This is a genomic window from Bradyrhizobium sp. CW1, assembly GCF_023100665.1.
In the GTDB taxonomy this organism is placed as follows: domain Bacteria; phylum Pseudomonadota; class Alphaproteobacteria; order Rhizobiales; family Xanthobacteraceae; genus Bradyrhizobium; species Bradyrhizobium canariense_D.
Genome location: NZ_CP064684.1, coordinates 4,067,600 through 4,089,050, shown reverse-complemented (window position 1 = coordinate 4,089,050; position 21,451 = coordinate 4,067,600). Strand labels below are relative to the sequence as shown.

The 21,451-nt window shown below is 63.8% G+C and carries 23 protein-coding genes, 1 tRNA gene and 1 pseudogene; 5 read left to right on the top strand and 20 right to left on the bottom strand.

Annotated elements, in window-relative coordinates; translation table 11 throughout:
• Window positions 1-7: 7 nt before the first annotated feature.
• The 4 genes from metG to IVB54_RS20100 all read right to left on the bottom strand — a co-directional run bounded on the left by metG (window position 8) and on the right by IVB54_RS20100 (window position 5,133).
• Window positions 8-2,029 (bottom strand): methionine--tRNA ligase, encoded by a 2,022-nt coding sequence (gene metG / locus IVB54_RS20115; protein ID WP_018457855.1) that lies wholly within the window; start codon window positions 2,027-2,029, stop codon window positions 8-10.
• 109 nt (window positions 2,030-2,138) lie between these two features.
• On the bottom strand, window positions 2,139-3,185 hold the full coding sequence (locus IVB54_RS20110) for a DNA polymerase III subunit delta' (RefSeq protein WP_018457856.1): 1,047 nt from the start codon (window positions 3,183-3,185) through the stop codon (window positions 2,139-2,141).
• A complete protein-coding gene (gene tmk / locus IVB54_RS20105; protein WP_018457857.1) occupies window positions 3,182-3,868 on the bottom strand; it encodes a dTMP kinase in 687 nt (228 codons plus the stop codon). The genes IVB54_RS20110 and tmk overlap by 4 nt, the downstream gene beginning before the upstream one ends.
• Before the next feature lie 2 nt (window positions 3,869-3,870).
• Window positions 3,871-5,133: a D-alanyl-D-alanine carboxypeptidase family protein gene (locus IVB54_RS20100; RefSeq protein WP_247777487.1), complete on the bottom strand. Its 1,263-nt coding sequence runs from the start codon at window positions 5,131-5,133 to the stop codon at window positions 3,871-3,873.
• A gap of 151 nt (window positions 5,134-5,284) precedes the next feature.
• Between IVB54_RS20100 and IVB54_RS20095 the strand changes: the two genes are divergently transcribed.
• Window positions 5,285-6,241: an alpha/beta hydrolase gene (locus IVB54_RS20095; RefSeq protein WP_085349804.1), complete on the top strand. Its 957-nt coding sequence runs from the start codon at window positions 5,285-5,287 to the stop codon at window positions 6,239-6,241.
• Here the strand turns inward: IVB54_RS20095 and IVB54_RS20090 are convergent.
• The 3 genes from IVB54_RS20090 to IVB54_RS20080 all read right to left on the bottom strand — a co-directional run bounded on the left by IVB54_RS20090 (window position 6,235) and on the right by IVB54_RS20080 (window position 8,515).
• Entirely contained in the window at window positions 6,235-7,170 is a 936-nt protein-coding gene (locus IVB54_RS20090; protein ID WP_083926497.1) for a septal ring lytic transglycosylase RlpA family protein, read from the bottom strand. The two genes, IVB54_RS20095 and IVB54_RS20090, sit on opposite strands and share 7 nt — an antisense overlap.
• A gap of 671 nt (window positions 7,171-7,841) precedes the next feature.
• On the bottom strand, window positions 7,842-8,156 hold the full coding sequence (locus IVB54_RS20085) for a hypothetical protein (protein ID WP_085349855.1): 315 nt from the start codon (window positions 8,154-8,156) through the stop codon (window positions 7,842-7,844).
• A 41-nt stretch (window positions 8,157-8,197) separates the two neighbouring features.
• The gene (locus tag IVB54_RS20080) at window positions 8,198-8,515 is read right to left on the bottom strand and encodes a DUF1476 domain-containing protein (protein ID WP_162847233.1); all 318 of its coding nucleotides are present in this window, start codon (window positions 8,513-8,515) and stop codon (window positions 8,198-8,200) included.
• A gap of 235 nt (window positions 8,516-8,750) precedes the next feature.
• Between IVB54_RS20080 and IVB54_RS20075 the strand changes: the two genes are divergently transcribed.
• Window positions 8,751-8,975 carry a hypothetical protein gene (locus IVB54_RS20075; RefSeq protein ID WP_018457864.1) on the top strand — a complete coding sequence of 75 codons (225 nt, stop codon included), beginning with the start codon at window positions 8,751-8,753 and terminating at the stop codon, window positions 8,973-8,975.
• Between the two features lie 49 nt (window positions 8,976-9,024).
• Here the strand turns inward: IVB54_RS20075 and IVB54_RS20070 are convergent, their stop codons facing one another.
• The 4 genes from IVB54_RS20070 to IVB54_RS20055 form a co-directional block, all read right to left on the bottom strand.
• Window positions 9,025-9,216, bottom strand: a complete 192-nt coding sequence (locus IVB54_RS20070) for a hypothetical protein (RefSeq protein ID WP_018457865.1) — start codon at window positions 9,214-9,216, stop codon at window positions 9,025-9,027.
• Between the two features lie 129 nt (window positions 9,217-9,345).
• Complete coding sequence (locus tag IVB54_RS20065) at window positions 9,346-10,041, bottom strand: endonuclease/exonuclease/phosphatase family protein (protein WP_039800285.1); 696 nt, start codon at window positions 10,039-10,041, stop codon at window positions 9,346-9,348.
• Window positions 10,041-12,068, bottom strand: coding sequence for a VTT domain-containing protein (locus tag IVB54_RS20060; RefSeq protein WP_247777485.1), 2,028 nt, complete (start codon window positions 12,066-12,068; stop codon window positions 10,041-10,043). Before IVB54_RS20060 ends, IVB54_RS20065 begins: the two co-directional genes overlap by 1 nt.
• Window positions 12,069-12,255: 187 nt before the next feature.
• Window positions 12,256-12,552 (bottom strand): hypothetical protein, encoded by a 297-nt coding sequence (locus IVB54_RS20055; RefSeq protein WP_018457868.1) that lies wholly within the window; start codon window positions 12,550-12,552, stop codon window positions 12,256-12,258.
• Between the two features lie 307 nt (window positions 12,553-12,859).
• Between IVB54_RS20055 and IVB54_RS41655 the strand changes: the two genes are divergently transcribed.
• On the top strand, window positions 12,860-13,066 hold the full coding sequence (locus IVB54_RS41655) for a hypothetical protein (RefSeq protein WP_007591053.1): 207 nt from the start codon (window positions 12,860-12,862) through the stop codon (window positions 13,064-13,066).
• A 41-nt stretch (window positions 13,067-13,107) separates the two neighbouring features.
• Here IVB54_RS41655 and IVB54_RS20050 read toward each other — a convergent pair whose 3' ends face one another.
• Window positions 13,108-13,851 carry a DUF2786 domain-containing protein gene (locus IVB54_RS20050; RefSeq protein ID WP_018457870.1) on the bottom strand — a complete coding sequence of 248 codons (744 nt, stop codon included), beginning with the start codon at window positions 13,849-13,851 and terminating at the stop codon, window positions 13,108-13,110.
• 517 nt (window positions 13,852-14,368) lie between these two features.
• Between IVB54_RS20050 and IVB54_RS20045 the strand changes: the two genes are divergently transcribed.
• Together IVB54_RS20045 and IVB54_RS20040 are read left to right on the top strand one after the other, a co-directional pair.
• Complete coding sequence (locus IVB54_RS20045; RefSeq protein ID WP_018457871.1) at window positions 14,369-14,548, top strand: hypothetical protein; 180 nt, start codon at window positions 14,369-14,371, stop codon at window positions 14,546-14,548.
• Between the two features lie 14 nt (window positions 14,549-14,562).
• Window positions 14,563-14,811 carry a hypothetical protein gene (locus IVB54_RS20040; RefSeq protein WP_018457872.1) on the top strand — a complete coding sequence of 83 codons (249 nt, stop codon included), beginning with the start codon at window positions 14,563-14,565 and terminating at the stop codon, window positions 14,809-14,811.
• Window positions 14,812-15,011: 200 nt separating this feature from the next.
• Here the strand turns inward: IVB54_RS20040 and IVB54_RS20035 are convergent, their stop codons facing one another.
• From IVB54_RS20035 to IVB54_RS20000, 8 genes and pseudogenes are all read right to left on the bottom strand, one after another.
• Window positions 15,012-15,176: a hypothetical protein gene (locus tag IVB54_RS20035; protein ID WP_018457873.1), complete on the bottom strand. Its 165-nt coding sequence runs from the start codon at window positions 15,174-15,176 to the stop codon at window positions 15,012-15,014.
• A 329-nt stretch (window positions 15,177-15,505) separates the two neighbouring features.
• Window positions 15,506-15,841: a hypothetical protein gene (locus IVB54_RS20030; protein WP_018457874.1), complete on the bottom strand. Its 336-nt coding sequence runs from the start codon at window positions 15,839-15,841 to the stop codon at window positions 15,506-15,508.
• A gap of 386 nt (window positions 15,842-16,227) precedes the next feature.
• Window positions 16,228-16,317, bottom strand: a tRNA-Ser gene (locus IVB54_RS20025).
• Window positions 16,318-16,599: 282 nt separating this feature from the next.
• Window positions 16,600-16,923, bottom strand: coding sequence for a hypothetical protein (locus IVB54_RS20020; RefSeq protein WP_018457887.1), 324 nt, complete (start codon window positions 16,921-16,923; stop codon window positions 16,600-16,602).
• 238 nt (window positions 16,924-17,161) lie between these two features.
• Window positions 17,162-19,012: a dihydroxy-acid dehydratase gene (gene ilvD / locus IVB54_RS20015; protein ID WP_018457888.1), complete on the bottom strand. Its 1,851-nt coding sequence runs from the start codon at window positions 19,010-19,012 to the stop codon at window positions 17,162-17,164.
• Window positions 19,013-19,257: 245 nt separating this feature from the next.
• Window positions 19,258-19,344: pseudogene (locus IVB54_RS20010) on the bottom strand (ABC transporter permease); the annotation flags it as partial.
• 360 nt (window positions 19,345-19,704) lie between these two features.
• Complete coding sequence (locus IVB54_RS20005) at window positions 19,705-20,958, bottom strand: DUF1236 domain-containing protein (RefSeq protein ID WP_247777484.1); 1,254 nt, start codon at window positions 20,956-20,958, stop codon at window positions 19,705-19,707.
• A 92-nt stretch (window positions 20,959-21,050) separates the two neighbouring features.
• Window positions 21,051-21,437, bottom strand: a complete 387-nt coding sequence (locus tag IVB54_RS20000; RefSeq protein ID WP_018457891.1) for a GrlR family regulatory protein — start codon at window positions 21,435-21,437, stop codon at window positions 21,051-21,053.
• Between the last annotated feature and the right edge of the window lie 14 nt (window positions 21,438-21,451).

Here is a 21,451-nt window from a genome sequence, read left to right as displayed (position 1 = left end):
AACGCCTTTAGGCTGCCGGCTCGATATAGCGGGGGAAGGCCGGCGTCGGCGCGGGCAGCGTCGTACCGGGCGCGATGCGCGTTGCGCCACCAAGCGCGGCGAAGTTGCGCTCCGCTTCGGGGATACCGAGGCTGTTCAGCAGCAATCCCGAGGCCGTCGGCATCGCCGGCTGGGCCAGGATTGCGATCTGGCGCACGACTTCGGCGGTGACGTAGAGCACCGTCCTCTGCCTGACAGGATCGGTCTTGGCGAGTGCCCACGGCGCTTCGCCCGCGAAATAGCGGTTGGCTTCCGCGACCACGGCCCACACGGCATTGAGCCAGTGATGGATTTGCTGCGTCGCCATCGCTTCGCGGGACGCCGCGAGCATGCCGTCTGCTTGTGACAGGATCGCCTTGTCGTTGTCGCTGAATTCGCCGGGCTCCGGGAGCACGCCGCCGAGCTGCTTCGCGATCATCGACAGCGAGCGCTGCGCGAGGTTGCCGAGATCGTTGGCGAGATCGGCATTGATGCGCGCGACGATGGCCTCGTGATTGTAGTTGCCGTCCTGGCCGAACGGCACCTCGCGCAGAAAGAAATAGCGCATCTGGTCGACGCCGTACTGGTCGGCGAGGTTAAAGGGATCGACCACGTTGCCGACCGACTTCGACATCTTCTCGCCCCTGCTGAACAGGAAGCCATGGGCATAGACCCGCTTCGGGAGGGGGATCCCGGCCGACAGCAGGAAAGCCGGCCAGTACACCGCATGGAAGCGGATGATGTCCTTGCCGATGATGTGCACGTCGGCAGGCCAATAACGCCAGTTGTTGTCGCTCTCGTCGGGGAAGCCGACGCCGGTGATGTAGTTGGTGAGCGCGTCGACCCAGACATACATCACGTGATCTTCGTCGCCGGGCACCTTGACACCCCAGTCGAACGTCGTGCGCGAGATCGAGAGGTCGCGCAGGCCACCCTTGACGAAGCTCACCACCTCGTTCTTGCGGGAGTCGGGCCCAATGAAATTGGGCTGCGTCTCGTACAGCTTGAGCAGCTTGTCCTGATAGGCCGACAGGCGGAAAAAGTAGCTCTTCTCCTCGACCCATTCGACCGGCGTGCCCTGCGGCCCGAGCCTCACGCCGTCCTCGTTCAGGCGCGTCTCGTCCTCCGCGTAATAGGCTTCGTCGCGCACGGAATACCAGCCGGCATAGATGTCGGCATAGATATCCCCGTTCGCTTCCATGCGCCGCCAGATCTCCTGGCTGGAGCGGTGATGCTGCTCCTCGGTGGTGCGGATGAAGCGGTCGAACGACACGTTCAGGCGCTCGTCCATTTGCTTGAAACGGCCGGCATTGCGGGCGGCGAGCTCCGAGACGGACATTTTTTCGCCGGCCGCGGTCTGAACCATCTTCTGGCCGTGCTCGTCGGTGCCGGTCAGGAAGAACACATCCTTGCCGTCGAGTCGCGCGAAGCGCGCCAACGTATCGGTCGCGATCGCCTCATAGGCGTGGCCGATATGCGGGCTGCCATTGGGATAGGCGATCGCAGTCGTGATGTAGAAGACGTTGTCGCGCGCGGGGACGGCCACGGGCGTGTTGGCGTGCGGCGCTGCGATGGACTTCGGCGCGCGCGGGGCCTTGGGTTTCGATACATCGGGCTTCGCAGTCTTCGGCGGCGTCGCGACAGGAGCTGGTGCGGCGGTCACTGCGGGCGCAGCCACCCTCGCCGTCTTGGCTATCTTCTTCGCCGGGGCCTTGTTTTTCGCCGAGGCCTTGTTCTTCGCCGAAGCCTTGGCTGGCTTTTTGGTTCCTGTCTTCACCGTCTTCTTGGCGACGACCTGCTTCTTCGCTGCCTTCTTTGCCGTCTTCGCGGCGCTCTTCTTCCCGGTTTTTTTGGCGGCCGCCTCTTTGGTCTTCGTGGCTTTCTTGACGTTCTTGGCAGCTTTGCGCGCGCGCGCCTTCACAGCCTTCTTCGCGGCTTTCTTGACGGCCTTCGTGGCAGCCTTCTTCTTGCTGCTCTTGCCCTTAGCGGTTTTCTTAGCTCGCGTTGCCACGACGAATTCCTTTACCGGCTTCTCGAAATTGGGAAACGAATCTGCGTTAGTTTATTGTCTTGAGCATGATCCAACCGGAAAACCGCTGGACACTTTTCCGGATCATGCTCTAGCGCGTTGCGTCCGCCAGCCAGCCGAACACCGAGAAAACCAAGGGCTTTCGCTCCAGATTGTAGGTTTCGGTGTCGCGCGCGGCGCGGACGATCTTTTCCCATACCTCAGCTAGACGCGCAAGGCGCGGCAGATTTTGGTTGGCATTGGCCTCGTCGGCGTGCAGGCGTTCCGCGATCCAGCGATCGATGCCGTCAATGAAGGCGGCAAGCGCAACGCGGTCGCTTGTGCCGAGCGATTCGCCGAGCGTGTGCAATTCGCGCGGATCGACCTGCGGCAGTCGCGCCAACAATGCGGCCGTGCGTTGCTGGAGCTTCAGGGCGTCGCCGCCGAGCAGCGTCAGCGCCCGCGCGACGCTGCCCTCGGACGCCTCCGCCGCCTCGCGCAATGCCGGATCGTTCGGGTCGAGATCGGCAGCGGTTGCGGCTGCTCCAATCACGTCGTCGGTTGCGAGCGCGCGCAGGCGCAGCTTGCGGCAGCGCGACTGAATTGTGGCGAGCACGCGCGCCGGCGCGTGGCTCACCAGCAGGAACAGCGATTGCTGCGGCGGCTCCTCGAGAATTTTCAGCAGCGCGTTGGCGGCATTTGGATTGAGCTCGTCGACGGTATCGACGATGCAGACGCGCCAGCCTTCGGCCGCCGCGGTCGAGCCGAAGAATCCGATCGTCTCGCGCGTCTCGTCCACGGTGATCACCGTGCGCATCACCCCGCGATCGTTGGCGGTGCGCTCCAGCGTCAGCAGACCCCCATGCGAGCTCGCCGCAACCTGCCGCGCCACGGCGTGATCAGGATTGATGGCGAGATCTTCGGCGCGCTGCACCGAAAGCGCCAGCGGCTGGCCGTGAGCGAGCACGAAGCGCGCCATCCGATATGCCAGCGTCGCCTTGCCGATGCCTTGCGGTCCGCCAATCAACCAGGCGTGCGGGATACGCCCGCTGCGATAGGCGGCGAGCAGCGCGGTCTCGGCCTCGCGATGGCCGAACAGAACGCTCGTCTCGCGCGGATGAGACATGGCAGTTTCGCGCTCGGTCTGACGCGGGCTCATATGGACACCACCGTTGCCGGCGTCGGGAGCAGGCGATCACGCATCGCGATCCAGATGCGTCCGGCAACCGTGTCGGGATCGGAATTGGCGTCGATCAGCACGCAGCGCGCGGGATCGTCCGCCGCGATCTTGCGATAGGCTTCGCGCAGGCCCTGATGGAAACCAAGCTTCTCGGCCTCGAACCTGTCCGGCGTGCCGCTGCCGCGGCGCGCGGCCGCGCGCTGCAGGCCGATCTCGACCGGCAGGTCGAGGATGATGGTGAGGTCCGGCTTGAGATCGCCGATCGTGACCCGCTCCATCGCGTTGATCAGCGCGGCCGGCACGCGGCCGAGGCTGCCCTGATAGGCCCGCGTCGAGTCGGCGAAGCGGTCGCACAGCACCCACGTGCCCTGGTTGAGCGCTGGCTGGATCACGGTGTGGACATGATCGTCGCGGGCGGCCGCGAACAGCAGCGTCTCGGCTTCGGGTCCGAGCAGCTTGCCCATGCCTGACAGCACCAGATGGCGCATGATCTCGGCGCCCGGCGAGCCGCCCGGCTCGCGCGTGACGAGGATACGCATCCTGGCGGCCTTGAGACGGTCGGCGAGCTTCTTGATCTGGGTCGACTTGCCTGTCCCCTCGCCGCCTTCAAAGGTGACGAAACGCCCGCGTCCGGACGGCCACTTTACCGCGCTTTCACTCATGATCAGAGCTTCTCGGCGCCCGCACGGAAAATGCCGATCACCAGCTCGCTGGCGCCGTCGATCGCGCGGCGCACCGTCGAGCCGGTGCCGATCGCGTCAGCGGCATAGACCGGCGTCTCCACTGCGATGTTGCCGCTGCGCCAGACCCTGACCAGCCCGACCTTCTGCCCGGCCTCGACCGGCGCGCGCACCGGGCCGTTATAGATGACGCGCGCGATCAGCTTGTCGCTGCCGTTCTTGTGCACCATCACCTTCACGGGCGTCTTGGCGACCAGTTTGACCGAGCGGCTCTCGCCGCCGAACACCTTGGCGTAGCCGACCGGCTGATCGGCCGCGATCAGGGTGCGGGTCTCGAAATTGCGAAAACCCCATTCAAGCATCTTCTTGGCTTCGGTCGCGCGATCGTCGGGGTCTTCCAGCCCGTTAATGACAACGATCAGCCGCGTGCCGTTCTGCACCGCCGAGCCGACCATGCCGTAGCCGCCTTCCTTGGTGTAGCCGGTCTTCAGACCGTCGGCGCCTTCCATCGAATTGAGCAGCGGATTGCGGTTGGGCTGGCGGATCTTGTTCCAGGTGTATTCCTTCTCGCCGAACAGTTTGTAGAATTCGGGAAAGTCGAGAATGATGTGCCGGGCGAGAATGCCGAGCTCGCGCACCGTCATCTTGTTGGCGGGGTCCGGCAGGCCGTTGGAATTGCCGAAGGTCGATTTCGTGAGGCCAAGCTCGCGAGCTCGCTTGGTCATGAAGTCGGCGGCGAAAATCCGCTCGCTGCCCGCCATGGCCTCGGCCAGCGCAATGCAGGCGTCGTTGCCGCTCTGGATGATCGCCCCGTGCAGGAGATCGTCGACCGTGACCTTGCTGTTGATGGCGGCGAACATGGTCGAGCCGCCGGAGGGTGCGCCGCCCTTGCGCCAGGCGTTCTCGCTGATCCGGTATTCGTCGGTCAGCTTGATGTCGCCCTCCTTGATGGCGTTGAAGACGACCTCGGCGGTCATCAGCTTCATCATGCTCGAGGGCGCGCGGAGCTCGTCGGCGTTCTTCTCGAACAGCACACTGCCGCTGGAGGCCTCGATCAGGATCGCGGTCGGGGCGTCGCCGTCGAAGCCGGAATCATCTGTTTTCTTGGCGCCCTGGACGCTCTGGTTGGCGGCGTAGAGCGCCCCGCTCCAGCCAATGGCCGCCACCAGAGCCGTCGCGATCAGCCCGCGCGCCAGCGCTCCGGCGGTAAACCAGGTGCGCCTAAACGAGGAAAGACGAAATTCCATGGCCAAGCCCTGAGAGCGGCGTTCTAACAGTTGGAGCCGGTGCAAACAACACGGGGTGGCCGCTTGTCCCGAGATTGCACGATTCTCGTCCCGCCCCTATCGTGGCACCTCAGATTTTCTGACCAAACCCCTGAAACAAGGCGGAAAAGCGATGTCATCCACCCGCGTGATCAAGGCCAACGGGATCGACCTGTTCATCCGCGAAGCCGGTCAGGGGCCGCTGGTGGTGCTGTGCCACGGCTGGCCGGAACTCTCCTACTCCTGGCGCCACCAGATCCCGGCGCTGGCGCAGGCCGGGTTTCGCGTCGTCGCCCCCGACATGCGCGGCTATGGCCAGAGCTCAGCGCCGCCCGAGGCGACGGCCTATTCGATCTTCGACACGGTCGGCGATATCGTCGGCCTCGTGCAGGCGCTTGGCGAGACCAAGGCCATGGTGGTCGGCCACGACTGGGGTGCACCGGTGGCTTGGCACGCGGCGCTGTTCCGGCCCGACATCTTCACGGCGGTCGCCGGCCTGAGCGTGCCACCGCCGTTCCGCGGCCGCGGCAAGCCGCTCGAACTCCTGCGCCACGGCGGCATCACCAATTTCTATTGGCAGTACTTCCAGGCGCCCGGCGTTGCCGAAGCCGAGTTCGAGCGCGACGTCGCGCGCACCATGCGCATCGTGCTCGGCGGGCGCGGCCTTGCCGATCCCTCCGCAGCCATGTTCGTGCTGGAGGGCAAGGGATTCCTCGGCCACGGCAACCCGGAGGAGCCTCTGCCGGCCTGGCTCACCGAGACTGACCTTGCCTATTTCACCGAAACCTTCCGCAAGTCCGGCTTCCGCGGCGGGCTGAACTGGTATCGCAACCTCGATCGCAATTGGGAGCTGACGGCGCCCTGGCAGGACGCGCAAATCCATCAGCCGTCGCTCTTCATTGCCGGTTCGAACGACGCCGTCATCACCGGCCTGATCGGAGCCAAGCGCGTCAACGAACTCGAGCGCGTGCTGCCCAATCTGAAGCGAAAGCTGATCATCGAGGGCGCCGGCCATTGGGTCCAGCAGGAGCGGCCCGACGAGGTGAATGCGGCGCTGATGAGTTTCCTGAAGGAAAGCGCGGCTCAGTAGAGGCCGCGGCCGCTCAGGATGCCGCGGGCCTCGGCAGCGCCGTCCGAGGCGTAGGCGCCGGACGGAGCGCTCTCGGTCGCATAGCGGCCGTCCCCGTCATAGGACACGGCGCGCGCGTTCTGGAGCGCCCGACCCCGGTTGCGGCTCGAGGCCGACATTTCCGAGGTCGCACTGAGTGAAGCCATGTCGGCGGAGGTGTTGCCGAGATTGTAGGGCCGTCCCTCCGGCGTCGGAACTTCGCCGCGCATGGCGCCGCGGTTCGACGATGGCAGCTCCGGCACGAAGGGTCTCGCGGAGGCGACCCGGACCATCGACGGCGATGGCGCCGGGGTCCCGGTGCGCAAGGTGGCCATCAGCTGGCGGTCGTCGGAGCCTTCCAGCGGCGCCCGGCCAACATACTCGACACGGACCTTGGCGATCCCATTGCCTTTGAATTCAAGCAGTTCGGCGGCCTTGTTCGAGACGTCGATGAGCCGGTTGCCGTGATAGGGCCCGCGGTCATTGACGCGGACGATCAGCGACTTGCCGTTCGAGACGTTGGTCACCCGCGCATAGGACGGCATCGGCAGGGTCGGATGCGCCGCGGTCAGCGAGCCCATGTCGAACACTTCGCCATTGGCGGTCAGGCGGCCATGGAAATCGTCGCCGTACCAGGACGCCATGCCCTCGGCGCGGTAGTTGACGTCCTCTTCGGGCACATAGGTCCGGCCACCCACCACATAGGGCTTGCCGACGCGATAGGCGCCGCCGCCCTTCGGGACCGGATCGCCCAAAGCCACGACCCGGGGGCTCGAGGACACGCCGTATTTCGGATCGACCCGGCTGGCGAATTTGTTGGAGGAGGCGCAATTGGCGAGCGCAAGGCAGGTCGCGGCCATCGCAGCAGCGCGCGCGGCCCGCAAAACCGAATCTGACCGTCGGATCCCCATTCGCCCCAAATACCACTTTGCCGGAGGCGTACCTAACCCGCTTTGGCTACGGGTAGCGCTGTCCGGTCCTTTGCTCCGAGGCGGCCCACCACCGCGTCGGAAGTGGTAACGATAACGCAACCCGAACACGGCGGAAATGGGGAGCGCACGGCGTTCACGCCGGGATGGTAAACAGGGCGTATGCGCTCGCCCCGTTGAACTACGGGGCGCCGGTGCCCTGCTCTGTGCCACGCCTGGACATTCTGTTGCGCCAAATCCTCACTCCACCCCATTGTCGCGCCGCTCACTGGAATTCTTTTGACTGTGCAAGGCCGCCCGCGTTTTCTCGCGTGCAGGGCGGAATGGAATGAGACGATGATCGAGACGGTTTCGGCACTGATGGGTTTGGTAAGCGCGGGGATCTTCCTGGCCCATGCGTTTGAAGGTTACCGCACGAGGGCCTGAGGCACTCGCGCGGACGGCAAGCATCACCCTTTCAAGACGGCGCGTTCGGACATTTTTAATCGATCCGATCGAGCATCGCAGACGAGAGCGGCAGGTGTCCCATGCGCAACCATGACCTCGTATCCGATGGCTTCCTGGCATTGACCGCCGGTGGTCTGGTCCTGCTGTGCTCCAGCCTCGTGGCATTGGCCTTCGCCTGAGCACCCAGCACTTCCCGAACAATACGCTTACCGCAGTCCAAGCAGCGAACGCCGATAGAGACTGTCACGGGCTTCGCTCAGGCAGACGAAGCTGCCGTCAAAACCCTGGCCGTACCGCTTCTGGCCTTTGCCGTAATAGACACCTTTGCTGAAATCGAGCCAGACAACCCGGTCGTGCGGGCAGTGACGCTGCGCCTGCGCCTCGTAGCGAAATGGCGTCAGCGGCGTGGCCGATACCTCAGCGCCGCAGCAGCCGACCAGGATCGTAGCAGCGAGTGCGATCGCGCCGGCCCATTTGCGGAAGCTGCTCCAAGATACTCCGCAAGATATTCCGCAAGACACCACCCGCCTCCCGATCCCAGCCGTCGAGGGCCGGCCTGCTTTCACTTGTCCGCTTCGAGTTGCTGCAACGCCTGGTGCATGCATTCCTGAAGCCTGGCTGCGACCTGTTCGCGCGCGACGCCTTTGGCGGCAAGATCGCCTGCCACCTTGTCGAGGATCTCGTCCATCGAGTGGTTCTCCAGATGGTCCGTCACCAACGCCGTCGCATAGCCGGCCGCGGCATCGCCGCTGAGGCCGAGCTGGGTTGCGGCCCAGAGCCCGAGCAGCTTGTTGGACCGGGCCGTGGCCTTGAACATGAGCTCCTCGTCGTGGACGAATTTGGCCTCAAAGCCCTGCTCGCGCTTGTCGAACGTGGTCATGGTCAGCTCCATTTCGTTTTTCGCTGATCGGGATCGGACTGGCTGGAAGCGAACGTCTCCGTGGTTCAAATCAGGGTCGTTGGAAGCTTCCGGCGGAAGCCAAACGCCGTCAAGCCCGCTGGGCGTGCCCAAGGCACCCACCAGCTCTACGCCAGCCAACCCGGCTAGGCAGAGATGTTTACTGTTCATTAAGCAGACTCAGCGCCGCATGGCCGGGGACATCGAGAGCTGACGCATGAACAAAGAACTGCGGGAGTTTCGACGGCTTGAACGGGTCTGCCTGGAGCAGGCAGCCCTCTCCACCATGGACCTCGCGCGAGGCGGGTTGCTCAAGGTCGCTGACGATTGTCGCGTCGCAGCCGAAGCGATCGAGGCGCAATCGCCTCGCAGACCTTTCGCAAGTGCCGTTCAGGCGCTGAAGCAGGCGTTGAGCGTGACCCGCATCCCTCACCGGCACTGAGACCGGCGCTCGCGGGCAAGGACATCCTTGACGGGGCGACCGCGTACGGTCAGCCCTTCGCCTCCGTCTGTTCACGTGCCAACCGTTCGGCCCTTAGCCGTTCCTTGTTCGCATAAAACGCCTTCTGCGCAGCTTCATGATCGCGCATGGCTTTTTCGGCTTCGACACGGCGTGTCGCATCGCGCGCCTGCCGCTGCTCAGGAGTCAAGGGCTTGCGCCGGTAGGAAATGTCTTCCGTCATGGCCAGATAATGCTGAGGTGAGGAAAGAGTTCCTCGTGGTCCCGCTGAGCGGCACTGCGGGCCGACTGCATAATGTGCGAAAACAACCCCATGCACAGTAGCCAAGTCCTTCTGCAGACAGCACTTTTTTTATCGCACTTTCGATGCGTTTGACCCCGCAGGGATCTCGATGTCTGCAATAACAGGCAAATGGTCTGAATAGGCCCTCGCGCCTTCGTCGGTCCAAACCTTCCCGATCGGGCTGTCGGACGTCGCATAGATCCGGTCAAGCCGCAGCAGGGGCAAATGCGACGGGAAAGTTCGCAGCCGCGTACGGTTTGGGCAGACCTGCGCGAGCACGCGCCGCACCGATTTGATCCAGAACCAGTCGTTGAAATCCCCGAGGACGACGGTCCTTCCAGGTTTCACCAGGCTCACCAGCGCCTGAGCCTGCGCGTGGCGCTCGTGGATGCTCAGGCCGAGATGCGTGGCCACCACGCGAACATCGCCAACCGGTGTCAGCAGTCCCGCGGCGATCGCTCGGCGCGGCTCCCGCTCACGATACGACACGTCGACGATCTCGGGCGGGCCGGAGAATGGAAAGCGGCTCAGGAGCGTCTGGCCGTAGTCGCCATCGGCCGTGACGATCGACTTGGCGTGAACACCGTGATCGCCGACGACGCTCGCCAGCTTCGCAAACGGATCGTCCGATCGCGATCGCGAATCCACCTCCTGAAGCGCGACGACATCGGGAGCCCATTTGCGAATGATGGAACAGATCCCTTCCAGATCGAACTTCGGATTGAGATTGAAGGTGCCATGCACATTCCACGTCATGAAGCGCATCAGCGCCTCCCGGCGAGCCACGTCGCGACGAATTGCGCGCCGGCGCAGATCGCGAGCCAGCCCAGGAACGCCAGTGCGAGCAGCAACATGTTGACCCAGGACGCGTTCCTGGCGAGATCAGCGATCTGAGCCCCCAAAACTGCCATGGCGAGAATGCCGGGCGTCATGCCGAGCAGCGTTCCGACCAGGAAGTCACGCAGAGGCAGCGTGCTCGCGCCAGCCACGACATTCACCACTGAGAACGGCGCGATCGGGATCATCCGGATGACGACGACAGCCAGAATCCCCTTGCCGACAACACGTTCCTGGATGCGCGCGGTACGTCGTCCGAGCAAACGCTGGAGGCGTTCGCGCCCGAGTGCCCGTCCGATCGCAAACAGGATAAAGGCGCTGAGCACGACCCCCGTCATGGCGGTGACGAAGCCTAGCCATGGTCCCAGTGCGGCAGCAGTCGCCGCAATGAGCACGAGAACCGGAAACACGACCAACCCGCCGACGACGAAAGCTGCAATCGCGAATGGCGGACCCCAAACGGACTGCGAATAGGCAGACAGAAGCGTCGACATCCGGCCCGCGTCGGCGAAATCGCTCAACGACGTGTAGGACCAGGCCATCGCCAGTCCAAAAAGCGCCACGGCGATCGAGACCATCCCGATGATCGTCTTCGTGCTCCACATCCGCGATGCCGCCCGCTCCAGATGAAGAGGCGCCTCAGGGTCCGCCACCGGCTGAACCATCGTGGCCAGAGCGCTGGTCAGGACCGAGGATTCAACGTCCCGCAGCGCCTTCGTCCCGCTTGCGACGTCGTCCAGGAGCGCAAAAAGACGATCTTCGTTTTGCGCGACGGTCTGTTCATCGAGACCGCAGAAATGGGCGATCAGGCGACGGCGGACCGAGGCGATGAACTCCCGATGCTCGTCTGATGCGGCTTCGAAGATCAGGTCACATTCGCTATCGGCACCCATCGATCGATTGTTCAAATTGGCCGAACCGATCCTCAAGATCCGATCGTCGACGATCATGAGCTTGCTGTGCACCATCACGGCCGCTTCCGTATCCCCGTTCCCCGAGACCGGGTAGACGAAGCGGATGCGATCGGCGACGCCGGCCGAACTGAAGCAATCGATGAAAGCGCCCCGGCCGTTCTGCATCGCTTGGGATTCCAGCCATGAGGAGTGCAGTTTTGGGGTGACGATCAGAACCCGAAGCGAAGGCACGCGCAGCATCTGCTCCGCCAATTCGCGCGCGATCTTGGTGGCGCTGGTGAACTGGTTCTCGATGTACACGAATTTCGTCGCGGACCGCATCGCTGCAATCAGCGAGCGTTCGACCTCCCGGAGCGTCGAACCTGCCGGACAAACCACCTCGGTCCTGGCGATACCCACCGGAATATGTTCAGCCTCGACCGGCACAATCGCCGGCCAGCGCAAGCTTTTCAGCGGGCGCCGATCATCAATTTGTTGGCCCGCCGCGCGCCAGCGTTGCTCCACGAGGTCGAACAACTGCGCCGCCGCATCCCCATCGACCACGCATTGAACATCATGAAACGGCAGGTATGGCTTGCCCTGGGGATCACAGCGCGATGCGTGATCGGCGCGATGATCACTGGTGTCCCAACGCCTGATCGTCAGATCGAGCCCGCCGACGAACGCCAGTGAACCATCGACACAGACGATCTTCTGGTGTTGGGCCGACCCAAAGGGAAGCGTGGCATCCAGGTGAAACCGGACGCGGCCATCTGTGTCGGCGGTAAATTTGGCCGCGGAATTCCATTCCCTCTCGGAGGCGTAGAACGAGACGAAGTCCCAGACGAGAATGTTGATGTGCAAGGTGGGACGGCGGTGGACCAGCGCGCGCAAGAATGGGCCGAGTTGCTCCGGCAAGCCATCATCCGCTCGCTCGGACTCGCCGACCAGCCTGGTCTCACTATGGATATCCCACCCGACGATATAGACGAGGTCCTGCGCCTGCAGCAGGGTCTGCCGCAGGGCCGCGAAATAAGCGGCAGCATCGTTCAGAACCGCCACACGCCGCGCCTCGCACCGCCGCCAGACGGTGTCGCCGGGGATCAGGGTCGATGAGCTCTGAAGCAGGGAGACCTCGCAATCTGCGTTCGCGTTGAAACGCACTGACCGCGCAAGGGGTTCCCCGACTCAGAACCAGAGTGGCCGTTGCAGCGTGCGCGGATTCCGGCGCCACAGTCGCCCATTGCCGCTACTTGGTTCGGACAGTCTTCGCACCTGCGCCTTTCAAGGCGTCCGCGATCTTCTCAGGCGCATCGCCGTGAAAATCCACGGAGACCTCGATCCGGCCTTCCAGCTTCTGGTGTCCCTCCGGCGCAGGCGCGGCCTTGGCGTCAGGACCGGCCGGGCGTGTCCCCGACGTGTTCGCGCCACCGACGGGCTGGACGAAGACGTCGCTTCGCGGCACGCCGCATTCCTGCACGACATGCTCAACCGCAAGCTCGGCGCCGCGGCGCGTGTCGAATTCTCCGATGATCGTACTTTCCAAGGGCGCCCTCCATGGCTGGACGAGAGTGCCAACAACGGGTCAGCGAGGGCCAGGTTCCTGAACCCGCGGGCGGTTAGAACCGAACGATCCCGAACAGAACAAGCAGCGCGAGAGTGATCAACCCGGAGACCAGCAGCGAGCCGAGACATCCCAGCCGGTTCGAGAAAAAGAAGAACATACCTCGCCCATCCCATAGCTTCGTGACGAGCTAAGTTCTCCCATTCGACAGCGTTCCTGGAGGCGCTTTGGGGCGCGCGAACGAGGACCAATCCAAGAACCAATCGTTTCGCGGGACGTTGAGTCCGCGATGTCAGACGCTTTTGATTATTTCCGAGCGCACGCGGTCCGAGCCCTTTGCAAGGCCCGGGCGATGCCGCGCGGACGAATGAAACATCTGCAAACCGTCGTGGCCCGGATCTACCACCTGCTGACCAAGGAGGCTGCGTATGGGCCCAACCTGCAGCACATGGACGACTTCCGGGCAGCCCAGAAGCTCGAGAAGTCGATCGACTGAACTGCAATGACGGTGACGCTGCACGCCCTCCCCCGACGCGCTCAGCTCCCTTTGGGAGCGGTCCTTGACTGCGACCCTGCAAGCCCGGGATTGATGGCCAGCGACGCGCCGGCGGCGCCGCCGGCTTCATAGGCCGTCATCGACACCATCCGGCTGCTGCTGCGCTGGGTCCGCATCTTCAGGTCGAGCTTGTCGAACTCCGCATCGACCACCGACGTCTTGAGAACCACCAGCCCGCGGCCGGTGCTTTCGTTGATCTGATCGCGACTGGCCTTGATCGCCACCAGCCTGTCCGCGATGGACCCCACCATCCCGAGCGCGAAGGAGGCATTGGCCAGATGCCGCTCCTGGTGCCGGAACCTGCTGTAGTCGACCGAGGTCTTGAAGCGGCCGAGCTCGGCGCGGACGGCGCCGTCGATCAATTCGGCCAGATAATGCGCGACCTCGATGTCCGCGCCGAGGCCGAAGAACACATAGCTGCTCTCGCCGGCCGTGTTCTTCTCGCGCCAGACCCGACAATCGCAGAAACGAGCGATCGCCCCGATGCAGTCGTCCAGGGGAATTCGCTTCTTGCGAAAAGTCTCGTAGACCTTCCGCTCGCACGGCGACGCCCGCAGTTCGACGTCGGACAGCGACAAATCGTGGCGATCCAGCAGTTCGGCGACCTTGGCGGCCGCAGACAGCGCCTCGTCCTCAGTGCAGCCATTGGCGATGGTCTTGGAACGCAACGCCTGAATGCGGAGCTTCAGCTTGTCGAGTGCAGCTGGATTGGATGTCTGATTCACCGATCACCTGTCCGGGTAAACCCGACGGATAGAACCCGGTCGGATAGACCGGCGGAAGGGGTCTCTTGTCAACTGTATTGATCTTCGACTTTTTTCGAACGGACCTCACTCCTTCTACGTGCGGTGCACGACCTCGCGGCACTGACCATAGAATGCAGAGACGAGGCTTCACTACAATCGCGCACTCGCTCGATTTCCACCGCAACTGACAAATCACTGTCGGGAGCAGACCACCACAAGCCGAACGGGGTTGCGTGAGCGCCTTGGCTTTGGCGGCGGCGTCGTGTTCACAGTATTTCGAGCTTGCAGCCAGCCGGCTTTGATCCCTGCGCTTGTTGAGGTTAGCCGCAGCAGAGTGGTGGATTGAAGGACGCACTGATCAAGGCCGTCGATCGGTTTTGTGCCGCGACACATAGGGACTGGACCCGCTGTTAAGGTTTAGCGGTCAGGTTAACCCCAGCGAACGTTTGGCTGAGAGCGTCGAACTCGATATGACCTCGAATAGAGGAATATTCGAATGTCCAATAGAACCGCATTTCAAACTGCAGATGCAGACGAGCCCCACAACTTTTTTGATCTCGTCATTCACCTCACCTTCAGCGCTGTAGCCCTCCTGGCCACAGCTGTTTCGCTGGAGGCGATTGGGTTCATCGCTTGGCAGCCATCCACCTTTCTGGTTGCCTATATCTTTGACTGACGCGATTGGCTGGCATGAGCGAATTCGAAGGCCTCTCTGACCACTTCATTCTGCGGATGCACGAGTTCATTCGCCAAGAGGTGCAAGCAGATAGGCTAGCCGGCGCGCGTTTTGTCGGATTGCCAGCGAGGCTGCGCGCGGAAGCTCTTGCACGGGAAATCGAGCGACGCGGCTTGTTCTGCACGGCAATTGACTGGCCTCAGCATCTTGAGCCTGGAGCGGACAAATACGCACTGACCATTGGACACCGGAAGACGATCTAAAGCTCATCGTGCTCACGGCGCGACGCGTCCCGATGACCGGATTGCTCGCCTGCCAGACCGCAATCGCAAATGTCGATCCGCGATCGACTGCGACTCCTGCGGACCTGCATCGTGAACAAGAGAATGCCAAAGCTCCCGCGTAGCGGCCTCGGTCTAACCAGTCCCCGGCCCCTCCAACCCGGGGCCGTCTCTCCATCAGCCTACCGCCGCGTTGCGCCTCGCGCAGCTAACTCCCGATCCAGATCTTTCAAGCGCTCAAGCAGGTTCTCGACGATCTCTATGCAATCGGAAGGTCCCAACGATTGCACGCCGCGCGCCGCTAGCTCGCGCTCCAACATGGCGGCTATAATGATTTGAATGCTCACGAATTCTCCGCCGACTTCGCCTCCGAGACGGTACGGCTCAACTTAGAAATGGGTTTCGCTAAAGCGAAAGGCCGCAGGGTGGTTCCAGCCCCCACTGCGGCCATCCCGGGCAAATTAGAAACTGGTACTTAAATCTCGCCGGTGTTCTCACAGTAGAACACCGTGTTCCGAAAAAGGATTCCGTAAGACTACCGGAATTCGGGGTGGCCCGGATTGTCACTCGGGTGTGGAAATGGCACCGCTTCCTTACTAGGCCCATGCTCATTGCGGATGAGAGCGCCGGGAGCGACGCTGGGCTGGTACGTAGACTTCCCAGATTCCGGAGGTCGCTACCGCCACAGCCGGCGCGTGACGTTGAACAACGCCGCAAGCGGGACGCCTACCAACACACCCAGCATGCCGTACGATGTGACCAGCAGCGCAGCGCTAAGCGGCCCTGCGCTTGTCGCAAATCCGTAAGCTGCGCCTAAGCCTCCCAGCGTCACGGCAAAGACGACCATGTTGCGGTCGTTGCGCGCCTCGATGTTATAGACCGGGGGCCTTTTGCGGTGAAGAACGGGAGGACCGAACGGCACCTTCGAGCCGCAATTTGGACAGGCCGACGCACTCGGTGAAACCGGGTGGTCACAGTCGTGGCAATCGATCAGCTTTTTGGTCTGTCCCATGCCGCAAATCGTAGCGGCGGAGCGGCCAGTCCACAAGTTCGGCAGCTACTCCCAGCACACCGTCCTGCATGACCACAGCAGGGCCGCTCTGATCCTCCAGCATTCTCCGCGCTTGACGGCTTGAAAACCTGCGCGCCGCGCGGAAGGTTGACCAGTTCGGGACCTTTCTCGCCCACCATGGCGAGTACACCCGGGGCCGAACTGGTGCCGCTTGCGAACATGGGAATGGAGAGGCCGCCCGCTCCGGCGCCGAGAGCGGCACCAGACCACGTGGGCACGCTGCTGGAGCCCGCGCTGCCACCAAGCCCAAGCAACGAACCCAACCGTTTTAGATCAAGCGCTTCTTCGAAACAGAAAGACGGATTGGGCACTATTGGACTAGGAGGTGGCGGAAGGGGTGGGATTCGAACCCACGGTACCCTTGCGGGCACGCCGGTTTTCAAGACCGGTGCCTTAAACCACTCGGCCACCCTTCCAAGTTCGGAATTGCTGTCGCTTAACGCAGTCGACGGCGCATGGCAACGCGAAGTTGGCGCCCGCCCCTTCCCCGGCATCGGATCTGTCAGGCGAGCGTCAGCCTGTTCCCTTACCCTATGCCCTCTCGGCGATCCCGGACACTGGCGACATCTCCCAGGGCGTCGCCGGTTGCGAGGCCCGGTTTGGAGTCGCCTCCGTTTCCGGGCCTCGTTTGCTGGCTGCAAAGAAAAGCGGCGCCCCCGTTGGGAGCGCCGCTTGAATTCTTCGTAAGCTAGCTTGGCTCAGTTCCCGCAGGAGGCACAGTTCATCTGCACCGGGGCGTAATAGGAATAGCCCGGCTGGACCATCTCGACGCGCTGGCGCGTGGCGTATTGCGGCGGGATGCGCTCGTACTGGACGCTCGGCGGCGCCACCATCACGGTCTGCGGCACCATCACGGTGCGGTACTGCGCCGGTGCGCGGTGCGCCACGACGGAGCCGGGCGACACCATCACGGTCTCGTCGACGGTGCGGTATTGCGGCTGCACGTATTGCTGCTGGTAGCAGGTCGTGCACGGCGGCGGCGTGTAGCAATTGTAGCAGCCGGCGGAAGCCGCGCCGGTCATTGAAATCGCAGCGACGACTGTTGAGAAAACGACAGCGAGAGTGCGAGACATTATTGTGGTGCCCCAATTGCCCGAAACGGATTTGCGAAGATCGATGGCAGTATACGCCGCAAAATTCTGAGCTGCCGAAGTTCATCGGGGCATCCTTAATGCAAACGGCCGGCTTGCGCCGGCCGTTCAGAACTTGTTGACCATGCGCGATGCGTGATGCTTGCGATCACACCCGCACGTGACGCACTTACTTCGAGCGCCGCTTCACCTCGCGCACCGCGCCGCGCGCGGCGCTGGTGGTGAGCGCGGCGTAGGCCTGAAGCGCGGTCGAGACGTTGCGCTTGCGGCCGATCGCCTGCCATGCGGCATCGCCCTTCGCCTCTTCCGCGGCGCGGCGCCTGGCGAGCTCCTCGTCGGAGACCTCCAGCGTGATGCTGCGGTTCGGGATGTCGATGGCGATGCGATCGCCGGTCCTGACCAGACCGATGTTGCCGCCTTCGGCCGCTTCCGGCGACAGATGGCCGATCGACAGGCCCGACGAGCCGCCCGAGAAGCGTCCGTCGGTGACGAGCGCGCAGGCTTTGCCGAGGCCCATCGATTTCAGATAGCTGGTCGGATACAGCATCTCCTGCATGCCGGGACCGCCGCGCGGGCCTTCATAGATGATCACCACGACCTCGCCGGCAACGACCTTGCCGCCCAGAATGCCTTCCACGGCGGCGTCCTGGCTTTCGAATACGCGGGCGGGGCCTGAGAATATCAGGATCGAGGCGTCGACGCCGGCGGTCTTCACAATGCAGCCGTCCTGCGCGAGATTGCCGTAGAGCACGGCGAGGCCGCCGTCCTTGCTGAAGGCGTGCTCGAGGTTGCGGACCACGCCCTTCTCGCGGTCGGTATCGAGCTCGTCGTAGCGGCGCTCCTGGCTGAAGGCGACCTGGGTCGGGATGCCGCCGGGCGACGCCCGGAAGAAGGTGCGGACAGACTCGCTCCTGGAGCGCTTGATGTCCCAGCGCTCCAGCGCGTCGCCCATGTTCGGCGCGTGCACGGTCGAGACCGACGTGTCGATCAGGCCGGCGCGGTCGAGCTCGCCCAGGATGCCCATGATGCCGCCGGCGCGATGCACGTCCTCGACATGCACGTCGGCGACCGACGGCGCGACCTTGCAAAGGACAGGCACGCGGCGCGATAGCCGGTCGATGTCGCGCATGGTGAACTCGACCTCGCCTTCATGGGCGGCCGCGAGCAGATGCAGCACCGTGTTGGTCGAGCCGCCCATCGCGATGTCCAGCGTCATCGCGTTCTCGAACGCCTTGAAGTTCGCGACATTGCGCGGCAGCACGCTAGCGTCGTCCTGCTCGTAGTGGCGGCGCACGATATCGACGATGGTGTGGCCGGCCTCGACGAACAGGCGTTTGCGATCGGCGTGGGTTGCGACCACCGTGCCGTTGCCGGGGAGCGCAAGGCCAAGGGCTTCCGTGAGGCAGTTCATCGAATTGGCCGTGAACATGCCCGAGCACGAGCCGCAGGTCGGGCACGCCGAGCGCTCGATCACCTTGACGTCCTCGTCGCTGACCTTGGAATCGGCGGCTGCGACCATGGCATCGATCAGGTCGACCGCCTTGGTCTTGCCCTGCAGGGTGACCTTGCCTGCCTCCATCGGTCCGCCCGAGACGAACACGGCAGGGATGTTGAGCCGCAGCGCCGCCATCAGCATGCCGGGGGTGATCTTGTCGCAGTTGGAGATGCAGACCATGCCGTCGGCGCAATGGGCATTGACCATGTACTCGACGCTGTCGGCGATCAGCTCGCGCGACGGCAGGCTGTAGAGCATGCCGTCATGGCCCATGGCGATGCCGTCGTCGACCGCGATGGTGTTGAACTCTTTCGCCACGCCGCCGGCCTGCTCGATCTCGCGGGCGACGAGCTGGCCGAGGTCCTTGAGATGGACGTGGCCGGGCACGAACTGGGTGAAGGAGTTGACGACCGCGATGATCGGCTTGCCGAAATCGCCGTCCTTCATGCCCGTCGCGCGCCAGAGGCCGCGGGCGCCCGCCATGTTGCGGCCGTGGGTGGTGGTGCGGGAGCGATAGGCTGGCATGGCGGTTTCCGTCCTCGGTTTGGCTGGCAGGGCGGGGCAAATTTTCGAAGCCGCCTCAGGCCTTTCCGGCCGGATAGCGCACGGGGGGAACGCGCGCAACGGGAACTTGGGCCGGACAGGGCTCCCCTGCTCCCGGCGCGTGGGCACCGGCGGTCTCAGCCGTCATGCCCGGGCTTGTCCCGGGCATCCACGTTCTTGATGCGGAAAGGTCGTGGATGGCCGGGACAAGCCCGGCCATGACGGAATTATTGCAGTTCGGGATCGAGCCAGTCGCCGATCACGGAGACCGGCAGCGTGGTCACGACGATGGTGGTCGCCGGTGCCGGCATGATCAGGGCCACATGCGCTCGCGCGCTTGCATTGGTTTCAGGCAACCGCGCGTGCAGGCGCATGCACCGCGAAAATTCAAGCGCGATGAAATCCGTAGTGATCCGGAATGGAATCCTATTCCGATGTCGCGTACATCGCGGGACATCGATCGGCGGCCTTCCAAGGGCATCACCCTCTGATCGCGCACCACGGGGTTGGGGACCACATGGGGCGGGGGATCAAAGGCTGGGGCAAGGTTACGAGGTCCGGACTCCTAGGCACTCCGGACCTCGGGACTTTCTAGTTTGAACGTGATTTCGCGCCGCCGGCTTGATCAGCCGTGCGGCGCGAAGTCGTTTTGGCGTCGTTATGCCGACACGGCGCTAGCGTGTCTGCGGCTCGATCGTCACCGTGCAGTCGCCCTGCCCTTGCGTCGCGACCACGATGTTGCCCGCGGGAGCGCCGAGGGCGATCGGCGCGGATGAGCCGCCGCCGGGCATCTGGACAGTCACGCTCAGGGAGTCCGTTCGCGCGGTCGAGCCCACGGTCGAGGGTTCTGCCTGGGCCACATTACCCGAGGCGTCACGCCGCATGATCTGGCAGTTCACATTGCTGCCCCCGGCGGCCGCCATGCTCGATGAGGTGCCGCCGCTCATCTGGGCGCGGGCTCGTGAGGGGTCGCGGGGCACCTGGCTGACGATGCGATGCGTCCGCGGCTCCACAATGACGACGTCGTCGCCCGTCGAAAAATATTCGTAGTCCCGATACTCGGGCTCGATCGCGACGATCTCGGGCGGAAGCCTGTGGAGGCGCACGCGCGAGGGAATGGTTTCACCGACCCGGATCGAGATGTTCAGATTACGCTCCGGCTCCGCCAGGCGTGCGCGGCTCACCGTTTCGGAGATCCGCACCTGCTTCTCGGACGTCACCTGAGTCTGCTGATTGGCCTGCGTGTTGGTCTGGGGCGTCTGATTGGCTTGATTGGTCTGCGTGCCTGAAGTGGCAGGCGCGGTCTGCGCATTGTTGGTCGGGGCCGTCCGGTTCGTGTCGGTCGCTGTGGCCGGTCGGTTGTTCTGTTGCGGCGGCTGCTGCTGCTCGGCCGCGTTGCGCGGCGGCTGGGTCTGGTTGCGCTCGTTCTGGTTGGCCGCAGCTCCCGTGCGCTCGTTCTGCTGGCCAGACGTGCCGGACTTGGACTTCTCGGACTCGGCCGTTGATTTCTGCGGCGCGGACTTGTCCTGCTTCGTCTCGGCGCTGTTCTTGCCGTCGCGTCCCGGTTTCGGGCTCTCCGCCTCACGGTTGCGATCGCGCGAAGGCTCACGAGATTCCTGGGCCTGATCCTTCGACTTCGGCTGGTTGCGCTCGGCAGAACTGGCCGGCTGGCGCTTGTCGTCACTCGCGTCCTGCTTGGCAGCGCCGCCCTTCTCCTCGCGGCCCGCACCCTGCAATCGCTCCTGGGCGCCCTGCGCGCGCTCTTGAACCCGTTCTTGGGCGCCGCCGCGTTGCGGCCCGGCACCTTTCGCCGGCTCCTCGGTCCGTCTCGGCTCGTCCCTTCGCTCACCGGGCGCCTGGGCGTAGGCGAAGCCGGAAGCAAGCATCAGTCCGATAGCCGCGGTCGATAACATCAAGTGCTTGCGCATGGTCCCTCTCCTGGAAAATTCGCAACAACAGACGCGAACGTTCTGTGGGTGCGAAGGTTCCTGATCAGGAACGAGGGCTGATCACGCGGGTCTCACATCGGGTCCTTCAGCGTGAGCCGCGCCGTGAATGTCACGCTGGTCTTGCCAACCAGCGCCATGCCTTCGACTTCGGCGCCGTCGGCGGAATAGTCGCCGGAAAAGCCGCAGGTCACTTCCCTGCCGCCGAACGCGAGCGGCTTGCCGACGGCCTCGGTGTGCTGATTGACGGTCATGTCGCCACGCCATTTCCCGTTCCGGAAGGTGTAGCTGCCGGTGTAGTAGAAATAGCTGTCGCCGCCCATGATGCGGCCATCGCAGAGCACGACGACGCCTTTGGCCTGGCCGCGCTTGCCGTCGCGCATCTCGATCTCAAAGATGTAGAGGCCGTTGAGGACCTTCTGTGGGTTGCCGCCCTGCTCGAGCCCATCGCCGGCCGACATCGCTCATCTCCCGT

Bases quoted from the DNA above. Each gene is read 5' to 3' on its own strand.
- IVB54_RS20075 (WP_018457864.1), top strand. From the start codon at position 8,751: ATGAACAAAGAACTGCGGGAGTTTCGACGGCTTGAACGGGTCTGCCTG.
- IVB54_RS20020 (WP_018457887.1), bottom strand. From the start codon at position 16,923: ATGACCGGCGCGGCTTCCGCCGGCTGCTACAATTGCTACACGCCGCCG.
- ilvD (WP_018457888.1), bottom strand. From the start codon at position 19,012: ATGCCAGCCTATCGCTCCCGCACCACCACCCACGGCCGCAACATGGCG.
- IVB54_RS20080 (WP_162847233.1), bottom strand. From the start codon at position 8,515: ATGACCACGTTCGACAAGCGCGAGCAGGGCTTTGAGGCCAAATTCGTC.
- IVB54_RS20070 (WP_018457865.1), bottom strand. From the start codon at position 9,216: ATGACGGAAGACATTTCCTACCGGCGCAAGCCCTTGACTCCTGAGCAG.
- IVB54_RS20095 (WP_085349804.1), top strand. From the start codon at position 5,285: ATGTCATCCACCCGCGTGATCAAGGCCAACGGGATCGACCTGTTCATC.
- IVB54_RS41655 (WP_007591053.1), top strand. From the start codon at position 12,860: ATGTCAGACGCTTTTGATTATTTCCGAGCGCACGCGGTCCGAGCCCTT.
- IVB54_RS20065 (WP_039800285.1), bottom strand. From the start codon at position 10,041: ATGCGCTTCATGACGTGGAATGTGCATGGCACCTTCAATCTCAATCCG.
- IVB54_RS20110 (WP_018457856.1), bottom strand. From the start codon at position 3,185: ATGAGCCCGCGTCAGACCGAGCGCGAAACTGCCATGTCTCATCCGCGC.
- IVB54_RS20100 (WP_247777487.1), bottom strand. From the start codon at position 5,133: ATGGAATTTCGTCTTTCCTCGTTTAGGCGCACCTGGTTTACCGCCGGA.
- IVB54_RS20005 (WP_247777484.1), bottom strand. From the start codon at position 20,958: ATGCGCAAGCACTTGATGTTATCGACCGCGGCTATCGGACTGATGCTT.
- tmk (WP_018457857.1), bottom strand. From the start codon at position 3,868: ATGAGTGAAAGCGCGGTAAAGTGGCCGTCCGGACGCGGGCGTTTCGTC.
- IVB54_RS20045 (WP_018457871.1), top strand. From the start codon at position 14,369: ATGTCCAATAGAACCGCATTTCAAACTGCAGATGCAGACGAGCCCCAC.
- IVB54_RS20090 (WP_083926497.1), bottom strand. From the start codon at position 7,170: ATGGGGATCCGACGGTCAGATTCGGTTTTGCGGGCCGCGCGCGCTGCT.
- IVB54_RS20040 (WP_018457872.1), top strand. From the start codon at position 14,563: ATGAGCGAATTCGAAGGCCTCTCTGACCACTTCATTCTGCGGATGCAC.
- IVB54_RS20030 (WP_018457874.1), bottom strand. From the start codon at position 15,841: ATGGGACAGACCAAAAAGCTGATCGATTGCCACGACTGTGACCACCCG.
- IVB54_RS20000 (WP_018457891.1), bottom strand. From the start codon at position 21,437: ATGTCGGCCGGCGATGGGCTCGAGCAGGGCGGCAACCCACAGAAGGTC.